Origin of the sequence: Myxococcus sp. CA039A, assembly GCF_013336645.1 — a bacterium.
GTDB classification, from domain to species: Bacteria; Myxococcota; Myxococcia; order Myxococcales; family Myxococcaceae; genus Myxococcus; species Myxococcus llanfairpwllgwyngyllgogerychwyrndrobwllllantysiliogogogochensis.
The window spans coordinates 1-11,015 of sequence record NZ_JABUMQ010000352.1 but is presented as its reverse complement, the minus strand read 5'-3'; the positions used below and the strand labels follow the sequence as shown (position 1 = coordinate 11,015).

Below are 11,015 nucleotides of genomic sequence, written 5' to 3'. Positions count from 1 at the left end.
TGGGGGGCCAGGGGCAGGAGGGGGATGGAACGGCCTCGGTGGCGGGCTTGGAGAAGCTGATGGCGGTCACCGCGCCGCCTCGGCTCATCCGGAACGGCCGGCACTTCCCGTTCATCCTCATCTCGCCGCAGCGATTCAATGCTTGGTGGGGCGACAATGAGATTGACGCCATCCTCGAGTTCGCGAAGACGCGCTATCGAGTCGACCCGAACCGCATCTATCTGACGGGGCTCTCGGCGGGGGCCATCGTCACCTGGTCCTACGCGGTGGCCTTCCCGCAGAAGCTCGCGGCGATTGTGCCCATCGCGGGGAATGGCAACGGGATTCCCATCTGCAACATGTGGAACGTGCCGGTGTGGGCCTTCCACGGCACGGCGGATGGGACGGTGTCTCAGTGGGGATCCATCGACCCGGTGAACAAGCTGAACAACGTCTGCAATCCAGCGGCGAGCCCGCCCGCCCAGCTCACGCTGTATCAGGGCGTGGGGCACGACTCGTGGTCCCAGACCTATAACGGTTCAGCGGGTCATGACATCTACGCGTGGATGTTGAGCCACTCGCTCTGAGCGGTTGCCGGAGGCTCGTGGTTGGCGTCCGCTAATCCTTCCACAGCATCTTCCACGGATGCTTGCGCAGGTCCGTCACCAGGGTGCGCAGCTCGTTGTAGAGCGTCGGGTCCTTGAGGACGGCGCCAGCGGTGCCTTCTCCAGCCTCTATCTTCGCCAGCACGCGGTCCGCCCGGGCCGCGATGCTGTCCAGTTGCCCCACGGCGGCCGTGAGCTTCTCCAAGGCCAGTTTCACGCGCTTCCCATCCTCCGGGCCCAGCTCGCCCGTGACGGCCGCCAGTCCATCCAGCGTCGTCCCCGCGGACTTCGTCAGTCCCGGCAGTTCGCTGCGCAGCACCGCCGCCGAGGCCGCCGCGTCGTCCAACAGCCGTGCCGCCTTGCCCCCCGGCTGGAGTGACTCCCTCGCGAGCTGGGCCAGCTGCCTCAAGTCCTTCGATGCCGCCGCCAGCTCCGAGGCCAGCACCTTCACGTCGCCCTTGTTCTCCGTGAGCAGCTCATCCAGCGTCTTGGAAAGCCGCGAGATGTTGGTCACCAACCCCGTCACCGCCTCCGGGTCCTTCTCCAGCATCCCAGACATCGTCTCCACGAACTTCGAGAGATGCTCCGCCAGCAAATCCAGACGCGGTGCATCCGTTCCCCGCAAGGCCTCGCCCTCGGGCCTGCCTCCCGGCTGGGTTCCTGGATTCAATTCCAGATAGGGCTCGCCCAGCAGGCCCACCGAGGCCACCGTCACCCGCGCATCCGAGCGCAGCGCCGCCAGCGACTCCGGTGTCACCGCCAGCTCCATGCGCACGGGCAAGGGCTGTCCGCGGGCATCCCTGCGCTCCGGCTGCAGTCGAATCGCCTGCACCCGGCCCACCTGGACACCGCCCAGCTTCACCGGCGCGCCCTCCACCACGTTGCCCGTGTGCCCGAAGTCCACCGGGAGCACCGTGGACGACCCCAGGCTGAGCTCACCCATCAACCACAGCAACACCAGCACGCCCACCACCGCCGCCAGCACCAGGGCGCCCACCTTCAATTCCAACCGTCGCTCATCCATCCGTCGCACCCTCCATGAACGGCGCCGTCAACACCCGCAGCTCTGGCGCGGAGGACTCCAGGAAGCCCTCCGGTGGCCCCAGGTACGCACACCGACCTCCCGCCACCACCAACACCTGGTCCGCCAGCCCCTTGAGCTGTCGATAGTCGTGTGTCACCACCAGCCCTCCCAGTCCCCGCGTCTTCAGCGACGCGATGACCTCTTCCACCTGCGTGGCCGCTCGCCGGTCCAACCCGGTGGTCGGCTCGTCCAGCAAGAGATAGCGCGGCTTCAACACCAGCGCCCTCGCGATGGCGGCGCGCTTCTTCGCCCCAGGCCCCAGCTCCGGCGGCAACCGGTCCGCCCACTCCAAGAGCCCCACCTGCGCCAGCGCCGACTCCACCGCGTCCTCCGGGGCCTTCGGGTCCGCCAGCCGCACGTTCTCACGGAGGGTCCGCCAGTCGAGCAGGGCAGGGCCTTGCACCAGATAGGGCGCGCGGCGCCGCAGCCGGACCAGCTCCCGCTCCGGCTGCGTGTCCACCCGCTCGCCCCACAGCTCCACGCTGCCGGAGTCCGGTTGCAACAAGCCCACCGCCATCCGACACAACACGCTCTTGCCCGAGCCGCTCGCCCCCGCGATGAACGTCAGCTCGCGCGTCGACACCTCCGCCGTCACGCCGTCCAGCACGCGCCGACCTCCCTCGAACGCGACGCGCACGTCCGTGAAGCGCAGCGTGTCCTCGGTGCGGGTGGGGGAGTCGTTCGCGCTCACAGGCGTAGCAGTTGGAATGCGAGGGAGACACCAAAGTCAATCAACAGACACCCCAGGCTCGCGGCCACCACGCCCTGCGTCGTGGCTTCTCCCACCGCCTCCGCGCCACCCCGGGCTCGCAGCCCCGCCACCGCCGCCGCCAGGGGAATGTACAGCCCACACGCCACGGCCTTCATGCCCGCCGCCAGCAAATCCCAGCCATCCACATAGCGGGGGTCCATGAAGGCCCGACCGTCCACGCCGAAGACGAGGCTTGCCACCAGCGCCGCCGACAGCGTCGCGGCCACCGTCCCCAAGGTGCTCAACAGCGGAACGCCCAGGAGCCCCGCCACCACGCGCGGCGCCACCAGGTCCGCATACGGGTCCCCCGCGGACATCTCCAGCGCCTCCACCTGCTCGTTCACGCTCATGGTGGACAGCTCCGCCGCATGGCCCGCCCCCGCGCGCGACGCCGTCAGCAGCGCGGACACCACCGGCCCCAGCTCTCGAATCAGCAGCTCGAAGTACGCCGGTCCGAGCACCGCCACGTTGCCCACGAACCGCCGCGCCTGGCTGTTGGCGATGGTCACCAGCACCGCGCCGAAGAAGGCCATGCCCGACATCACCAGCCACACGCTGCGCCCCCCCAACTCGTGGAGCTGCACCGCGCACTCGCGCCAGGACACGCCCTCGCGAGCCCCAGCCCGCACCGTGCGCGCGAAGAGCACCACCGGGGCTCCGAAGAACGACAGCACCCGGTTCATGCCATCCACCCCGCGAGGACCAGCGTGAGCACGAAGTCGATGACGAAGATGGCGGCGCACCCTTGCACCACCGCGCTCGCCGCCGCGCGTCCCACCGCCTGGGCGCCCCCGCGCGCCGACAGCCCCACCGTGGTGGACACCAGCGAGATGGCCAGGCCGAAGGCGCCCGTCTTCACCACGCCTCCCAGGATGTCGAGCGGACTGAGCATCTGCGCGAACGTCCCGAAGAAGATTCGCAGCGGCAGGCCCAGCGTGAAGAGCGCCGCCACGGACTCGAAGAGGATGGCGACCAGGAACGTGAAGGTGCTCATCGCGAGCATGCTCAATTCCATCGCCACCACGCGCGGCGCCACGAGGATGGCGAAGGGGTCCAGGCCGATTCCGCGCAGGCCCTCTATCTGCCCACCCACCTGCATGGTGGCCAGCTCCGCCGCGTTCCTCGCGCCAATTCGCGCGGACATGATGAGGCCCAGCAGCAGCGGACCGAACTCCCACAGCACTCCGTAGCCCGCGGCCCACCCGAGGAACGCCCGCGCGCCGAAGCGCTGGATGTAGAGCCCCGACTGCAACACGACGATGACGCCCGCGAGCGCCGCCGTGGCCAGCGCGAGGGGCAGGGAGTCGTACCCGAACTGCACCAGCGCTCGTGCCAGCTCGCGCCGCTCCAGTCGCGGGAGTCCAAGCACCGTGCGCGCCGCCACCAGCGCCAGCGCTCCGATGCCTCGCACTGCCCCCAGGCCCAGGCTCCCCGCGCCGCGCACCGTCTTCAGCCCGGGGCTCTCGACGCGCGGCGGTGGGCTCACGGGAGCACCTCGTCCTGTTCGCGCTCCAGCTCCGGCGCGGGAGGCCCGTCGTACACCAACCGCCCACCTCGGAGATACAGCCAGCGGGGCAGGGGAAGGTCCAGCGGCGCCTCGGGTGCGGCGACAATCAACGTGCCGCCCCGGGAGACCTCCAACAGCACGCGTGCCACCTGCCTGGCCGTCCCCGGGTCCAGGCCCGCGAAGGGGTCGTCCGCGAGCAGCACGGAGGGCCGCGCCGCCAGCGCCCGACCGATGCCCGCGCGCTTCTTCATTCCACCGGACAGTCGCTCCGGCAGCGTGTCGGCCGCGTCCTGCAAGCCCACCGCGCGAAGCACCTCGTCCGCGCGCGCCTCGGCCTCGCGCTCCGGCACATGTCGCCGGACGAGCGGAAGCAACACGTTCTGCCGCACCGTCATCGAGTCGAACAGCGCGTCCGTCTGGAACACCATGCCGAAGGATGCCTGCCGCTCACGTCGCGCGGCGGAGGACAGCCGCGCCACGTCCTGCCCATCCCACAGCACCTGCCCGCGAAACGCGGGGACCAGGCCCGCCAGCGACTTCAGCAGCGTCGTCTTCCCCGCGCCAGAGCGCCCCAGCAGCAGCGCCTGGGTCCCCGGTGGCAGCGCACAGCGCACGTCCGAGAGGACCGTCCGCGCGCCGTGCCTCACTGTCAGGGCTTCAGCGCGCAGGTCCATGGGCTCGCTCTCTCACGGCGTCCAGCGCAGCAGGGTGCCGCGGTGGCCCGTGGCCCACACGTCCCCGGGCCCCGAGCCACCCAGCGCATTCAGCGTCGCCGGCGACTGCGTGGCGGTGCTCCAGGTCGACCCGTTGAAGAAGTGGACGTCGTTCACCTCCGAGGACACCGCGTAGAGGGCGGTGCGGCCGAAGGCCATGAGGGCCCGGAGATCGGGCGTGGCCCCGCCCGTCACCGTCAGTGTCGGCAGTCGAGTCCAGGTGTCTCGCGAGCGCTCCAACAGCAGCGCGCCGTCGCCCGCCACATAGGCCAGCCGAGGCGTCAGGACCCGGACGTCGTTCAGGAAGCCAGTGGCACCCGACACTCCCAACTCCTCCTTCGTCCACGTCGTCCCGCTCGTCGGCGCACGAAAGGCCACGGGGCGGGGCTGTCCATCCACCGTCTCCGCGCCCACCGCGAGCAGCGTCCTTTCATCCAGGCCATGAATGGCCCTCAGGTTGGAGGCCACCTCCGTGAGGACCGTGGGCTGCTCCTGCGTCGCGCCTCCGTCGTCGTAGCGCCAGCGCAGGACGCGGCCCTGACTGGTGACGGCATACAGGGTGACGATGTTGTCCGTGGGGCTCTCGAAGCCGACCAGGCCGTTGATGGCGCCGGCATGGCCACTGGAGAAGCTCTCGCACGGCTCGGCCTCTTCACCGGGCTTCAGCGTCGCGAACCGACCCGCGCGGGAGCCCAGGAAGACGCGGCCATTGCTCGCGGCCCACGCCGACTTCCACTCGCCCTCACAGTTCGTCACGGGCGTGACGGCGTCGTCTTCCACGTGAAGCACACGGCTTGCCGCGCCCGCAAGCCATCCGTGCCTCCTCGAGTACACGGCCACCGCGTCGAACCGCGCGTTCGCATCACCCAGCTCCTCCCGCACGCCCCACGTCGTCGAGGCACAGCCCGTCACCCCGTCATCCGTCTGGCCATTGCAGTCGTTGTCCAGGCGGTCGCACTGCTCGGTGAGTCCCTGTCGCGCCAGGGCGGAGCCCTCGTCACAGTCGGTGTCCTCCCGCGTCGCGCCTGGCTCGGGCGGCACACAGCCGGGCCCCACCCACTGTCCGGCCTCTCCATCTCCGTCGTCGTCCGCGAAGTAGGCCACCGGCTGCTCGCTGCTGGCGCACGCGGAGGCGGAGGGCCCCGCGCAGGCCAGCACCCCGGAGCAGCCCAGCGGCGTCGTGCACGCCATGCCCACGGAGAACCCATCGCTGTCCGCCACGCCGTCGCAGTTGTCGTCCCTGCCGTCGCAGCGAAACTCCGCCTGCCCGGGGTGGATGTCGCCGGCCGTGTCGTCACAGTCCCCACCGCGCGTCGTGAAGCCCGTGGGCGTGATGCAGGCAAGGGCCCGCGGGGCCCCGTCATCGCCGTAGCCATCCGCGTCCGCGTCCGGCCAGAACGGAGTCTCGCGCGGGGCGTCGTCCTCTCCTGCAACACAGTTGTTGTCGACACCGTCACACAGTTCGGTGGCCCCGGGGTGGATGGCCGGGTCTGTGTCGTCGCAGTCCGTGCCGGGGTAGGGCGGCTTCGCGGCGAAGGCTCCATCGCCGTCCAGGTCCTCCGCGCGCAGGTCCAGGCCCAGGTCGGTGACATCCCGGGTCGGAAACCGGGCCTCCGCGGACTGGCTCGCGATGACGGGCCCGGCACACGAGCCCTCGTGCGCCACGGCGGTCACTCGCAGGTCACGACTCCAGCCCGGATGATCCTGGATGACGCCGAGGCGCGTGTCGCTGAGGCGCTCCTCGTCTACCGGCACCGCGCCCGATGCGGTGTGCGACGCGTCGTGCACGTCCACCACCGTGAGCGTCAGGCACTTTGGCCGGAAGGTCGCATACGTGATGAAGACCCTCAGCGCGGGCGCGCTGGCGGGGGTCTCCGTCTTGCAACCCGACAACGCAAGTGTCAGCAGCAGTACACCCACCTGGAATAAACGCATCGCCCGTGCATTCCCCGCCGCGTCGCGGCGCCCGCTGTCGTGACGTACCGCCGTAGAACCCAAGGACATCCGGAACTCCCCCATAGACCGCCGCGCTGGCCATCGTCCAGAAGCCCCCGTCGCAGGGTGCATCCTTTCGCTCGTCGGGCCCCAGCGCGCGCCACCCCGTCACCCATCTGGCCCGAGCCCCGCCTCCTCGCTCATGTCCCCTGTTCGAACCGCCCTCTTCGCGCCCCTCTGTGCCTGGCTGGCCTTGTCTCCAGCCGAGTCCCAGGCGGCCCAGAGCGATGCACCCGTGGCACCCACTCCCTCGCGCGGCGCTGCGGATTCCGCACCCGAGGCTGCGAATTCCGCACGGCCCGCTGCGGAATCCGCACCCGTCGCGCCAGGCACGGCGGCGCCCGCGAGTCCTCCCGCGGACAGCGCGCCGCTGACGCTGGAGCGAGCGGTGTCGATGGCGGCCGAGCGCAACGAGTCAGCGCTCGCGGCCCAGCAGCGCGCCACCGCCGCCGACGCCCGCCTGTCGCGCGCCCGTGCGTTCTTCTTCCCGGAGCTGACGGCGACGGGCACCTATACGCGCCGCTCCAACCAGTCGACGCGTGAGGTGGGCGGGCAGCAGGTCGTCCTCCAGCGCTACAACGCCTTCGGCGCCAACATCGTCGCCCGCGTCACGGTCTTCGACGCGCGCGGCTTCCCGCTGTACCGGGCCGCGCGCCTGGACGGCGAGGCGGCGGGGCTGGAGGCCGTGGAGGCCCGACGTCAGATTTCGTTCGAGGCCGCCAACGCCTTCCTCATCACCCTCCAGGAGCAGCAGGTCTTCCAGGCCGCCGAGCAGCGCATCGCCTTCGCGAAGCAGTCGCACGCGGACGCATCGGCCCGGGCGAAGGGGGGGCTCGCGAGCACCAACGACGTGACACGCGCGGAGGTGGAGGTGGCCACCGCGGAGGTGGAGCTCATCAGCGCTCGCAACCTGGCGCAGACGAGCCGCCTGGAGCTCGGCTATCTGCTGGTGGAGTCGGTGGAGGGCGCGCTCGTCATGCCGCAGGCCCTGCTCGACGACGCGGCCCGGCCGCTCGCGACCCACGACTCCATCATCCCTGGCGCCGTGGAGCGCCGCCCGGACATCCTCGCCTCGCGCCTACGGGTGGAGTCGCTGGAGGCGAACGCGCTGGAGCCGCTGGCGCGACTGCTGCCCTCGCTGGGCGTGGCCGCGACGTACCGGCTCACCAATGAAGGCGGCCTGACGGGCCGCACCGGTGATGGCTTCCTGTCGGCCGACCTCGTCTGGAACCTCTTCGATGGCGGTGAGCGCTACGCGGAGCGCCGTGAGAGGGTGGCCCTGGCGCGCGCGGCGGAGCTGGAGCAGCAGGCGGGCACGCGGCGCGTGGACGTGGACATCCAGCGGGCCCGCGTGGCCCTGGAGAACGCGCGGGCGGCGCTCACCCAGAGCGAGCTGGCGACCCGCGCGGCGCGGCAGAACGCGGAGGAGCAGGGCATTCTCTACCGCCAGGGATTGTCCACGGCGTTGACATTGGCGGATGCCTCCCTCCGGTTGTTCGAGGCGGAGGTGGCCCTGGCGCGCAGCCGGTATGCGTTGGGCGTGGCCCTGCTGGGCCTGAGGGCGGCAGTCGGACTCGATCCCCTGGGGAAGGAACCGTGAAGGCGATGCGACGCGCAGGAACGCTGACGCTGGCCGTGGCCATGCTGGCCATGGGTGCATGCAAGAAGGACGCGGAGGCGTCGAAGGGCGCGGAAGCGGCCCCGGCCGGGAAGGCGGGCGGTCGTCCCGGCGGCGGAGGTCCGGGTGGCCGTGGGCCCATCCAGTTCCCCGTCGAGGTCGCCCCCGTGGAGGCCCGCGACGTCGAGTACGTCGTCAACGCGGTGGGCTCCGTGGAGGCCTTCGAGCGGGTGCAGATCACCGCGCGGGTGCCCGGCGCCGTGGAGCGCGTCCTCTTCATGGAGGGGCAGACGGTGAAGAAGGGCGACGTGCTCGCGGAGATCGAGCCCGCGCGCTACGCCATCGCCGTGCGCGCGGCCGAGGCCTCGTTCGCCAAGGCGCGCGCCTCGCTGGCGGAGGCCCAGTCCGGCGCCGCCCGTCGCACCGCCGTCAATGAGGCCAGCCCGGGCCTGTTGCCCGCCGAGCAGCTCGACACCTTCCAGGCGCGAGCGCGCACGGCGGAGGCGGACGTCGCCTCGGCGCGGGCGGCGCTGGACCAGGCCCAGCTCAACCAGCGCGACGCGTACGTGCGCGCACCCATGGACGGCGTGCTCCAGACTCGCACCGTGCAGACGGGCCAGTACGTGCAGCCCGGCATCGTGATGGCGACGCTCCTGCGCAAGGACCCGCTGCTCTTGCGCTTCACGGTGCCCGAGGCGGACGTGTCGCGGCTGAAGCCGGGCCTGCCTGCGCGGTTCTCGGTGCGCTCGGAGGGCGGCTCGTACATGGCGAAGATCACCCACGTGGCGGAGGCCGCCGACGAGGCCAGCCGCATGGTGCCGGTGACGGCCGAGGTGTCCGCCGAGGACGCGCACCGGCTGCGCCCGGGCGTGTTCGCCTCCGTCGCGGTGCCGGTGGAGACGCGCGGTGGCAGCCCGGTGGTGCCGCAGACGGCGGTGCGGGCCAGCGAGCGCGGCTTCATGGCGTTCGTGGTGGAGGGTGACAAGGCCCGCGAGCGCATCCTGGAACTGGGCATGCGCACGGCGGACGGCCGGGTGGAGGTCCGTGAGGGCCTCAAGGCGGGGGAGCGACTGGTGGTGCGCGGCGGCGAGGCCCTGCGCGACGGCGTGGTGGTTCGCGTGGCCGAGGAGAAGAAGCCCGCGCTGACGGCCGAGCCCCGCGTCGAAGACGCCGGCGGCGGCGAGGGAGCTGGGCGATGAGCCTGACGGAAGCCTGCATCAAGAAGCCGGTCCTCGCCTGGATGATCATGGCGGCGACCATCGTCTTCGGCGTGGTGGCGTCGCAGCGCATCGGCATCAGCCAGTTCCCGGACGTCGACTTCCCCACCATCAACATCAGCGTGACGTGGGAGGGCGCCAACCCGGAAGCGGTGGAGAGCGACGTCATCGAGGCCATCGAGGAGGCGGTGACGCAGGTGGAAGGCGTCACTAGCATCACCTCCAACGCCCGGCAGGGCGGCGCCAACATCACGGTGGAGCTGGACCTGTCGCGCAACGTCGATACGGCGCTCGCGGACGTGCAGACGAAGGTGAGCCAGGCGCAGCGCCAGCTCCCCGAGGACATCGACCCGCCCATCGTCACCAAGACGAACCCGGAGGACCAGCCCATCATCCAGGTGGGTGTGTCCGGGCCCTTCTCGCAGCAGGTGGTGAGTGACTTCGCGCGCTACCGCGTGAAGGAGAAGCTCCAGACGGTGCCGGGCGTGGGTGAAGTCCAGATTGGCGGCTCGCTGGAGCGCAACGTCCGCATCTGGGTGGACTCCGGCAAGCTGGACTCGCTCGGCCTCACGGTGATGGACATCACCGCCGCGCTCCAGCGGGAGCACGTGGAGCTGCCGGCGGGTCGCATCGAGACGTCGGGCCGCGAAGTCAACGTGCGCGTGCTGGGCGAGGCGCTGGACCTGGAGACGCTGCGCAACATCGTCATCCGGGAGCAGGGCGGCCAGCCGGTGTACCTGCACGACGTGGCGTTGGTGGAGGACGGCTTCGAGGACATCCGGCGCATGGCGCGGGTGAATGGCATCCCCGCGCAGGGCCTGGGCATCAAGAAGCAGCGCGGGGCCAACGCGGTGTCGGTGGCGCAGGGCGTGCGCGCGGAACTGGCGCGCATCCAGAAGGAGGCCCCAGAGGGGATGGACGTGGCGGTGCGCTTCGACTCGACGCAGTTCATCGAGGAGAGCGTCCACGAAATCGAGTTCGAGCTGCTGCTGGCCTGCATCCTCACCGCGTTCGTGTGTTGGGTGTTCCTGGGCTCGCTGTCGAGCACGATGAACGTGGTGCTGGCCATTCCCATGTCGCTGTTGGGGACGGTGGCTGTCATCTACTTCCTGGGCTTCACGCTCAACACCTTCACGCTGCTGGGTCTGGCATTGGCGGTAGGCATCGTCGTGGACGACGCCATCATGGTGCTGGAGAACATCTTCCGGCACGCGGAGGAAGGGAAGGACCGGGTGCGCGCCGCGCGCGAGGGCACCGCGGAGATCACCTTCGCCGCGCTGGCGGCGACGATGGCCGTCATCGCCATCTTCCTGCCCGTCGTGTTCATGAAGGGCATCATCGGCCGGTTCTTCCTCCAGTTCGGCGTCACGCTCTGCGTCGCGGTGCTGCTGTCGTACGTGGAGGCCATCACCCTGGCGCCGGCGCGCTGCGCGCAGCTCTTGAAGACGTCCCGCGAGGGGCGCAGCAAGATGGGCGTGTGGGTGGACAAGGGCTTCAGCAAGCTGGAGCACGCGTATGGGCGGGTGCTGGGCTGGGGGCTGAAGCC

General features: G+C 70.7%; 10 protein-coding genes. 4 read left to right on the top strand and 6 right to left on the bottom strand.

Going from position 1 to position 11,015, the window contains the following annotated elements:
• A partial coding sequence (locus HR086_RS39320; RefSeq protein WP_254626637.1) for a dienelactone hydrolase family protein occupies positions 1-566 on the top strand: 566 nt, incomplete at its 5' end.
• 31 nt (positions 567-597) lie between these two features.
• Here HR086_RS39320 and HR086_RS39315 read toward each other — a convergent pair.
• Genes HR086_RS39315 through HR086_RS39290 form a run of 6 tightly spaced genes read right to left on the bottom strand, consistent with a single transcriptional unit; the run spans position 598 to position 6,643 of the window.
• Entirely contained in the window at positions 598-1,608 is a 1,011-nt protein-coding gene (locus HR086_RS39315; protein WP_174468170.1) for an MlaD family protein, read from the bottom strand.
• On the bottom strand, positions 1,601-2,359 hold the full coding sequence (locus HR086_RS39310; protein WP_141646128.1) for an ATP-binding cassette domain-containing protein: 759 nt from the start codon (positions 2,357-2,359) through the stop codon (positions 1,601-1,603). Before HR086_RS39310 ends, HR086_RS39315 begins: the two co-directional genes overlap by 8 nt.
• On the bottom strand, positions 2,356-3,102 hold the full coding sequence (locus HR086_RS39305) for an ABC transporter permease (RefSeq protein ID WP_141646129.1): 747 nt from the start codon (positions 3,100-3,102) through the stop codon (positions 2,356-2,358). The genes HR086_RS39310 and HR086_RS39305 overlap by 4 nt, the downstream gene beginning before the upstream one ends.
• Positions 3,099-3,905 carry an ABC transporter permease gene (locus tag HR086_RS39300; RefSeq protein ID WP_246137529.1) on the bottom strand — a complete coding sequence of 269 codons (807 nt, stop codon included), beginning with the start codon at positions 3,903-3,905 and terminating at the stop codon, positions 3,099-3,101. The genes HR086_RS39305 and HR086_RS39300 overlap by 4 nt, the downstream gene beginning before the upstream one ends.
• On the bottom strand, positions 3,902-4,600 hold the full coding sequence (locus HR086_RS39295; protein ID WP_174458276.1) for an ABC transporter ATP-binding protein: 699 nt from the start codon (positions 4,598-4,600) through the stop codon (positions 3,902-3,904). The genes HR086_RS39300 and HR086_RS39295 overlap by 4 nt, the downstream gene beginning before the upstream one ends.
• A 12-nt stretch (positions 4,601-4,612) precedes the next feature.
• A complete protein-coding gene (locus tag HR086_RS39290; protein ID WP_254626636.1) occupies positions 4,613-6,643 on the bottom strand; it encodes a putative metal-binding motif-containing protein in 2,031 nt (676 codons plus the stop codon).
• Positions 6,644-6,776: 133 nt separating this feature from the next.
• Between HR086_RS39290 and HR086_RS39285 the strand changes: the two genes are divergently transcribed.
• The 3 genes from HR086_RS39285 to HR086_RS39275 all read left to right on the top strand — a co-directional run.
• The gene (locus HR086_RS39285) at positions 6,777-8,234 is read left to right on the top strand and encodes a TolC family protein (protein ID WP_174468169.1); all 1,458 of its coding nucleotides are present in this window, start codon (positions 6,777-6,779) and stop codon (positions 8,232-8,234) included.
• Positions 8,235-8,239: 5 nt separating this feature from the next.
• Positions 8,240-9,451: an efflux RND transporter periplasmic adaptor subunit gene (locus HR086_RS39280; RefSeq protein WP_174468168.1), complete on the top strand. Its 1,212-nt coding sequence runs from the start codon at positions 8,240-8,242 to the stop codon at positions 9,449-9,451.
• Positions 9,448-11,015: efflux RND transporter permease subunit (locus HR086_RS39275; RefSeq protein WP_174468167.1), on the top strand; the 1,568-nt coding region annotated here is incomplete at its 3' end. The genes HR086_RS39280 and HR086_RS39275, both read left to right, overlap by 4 nt.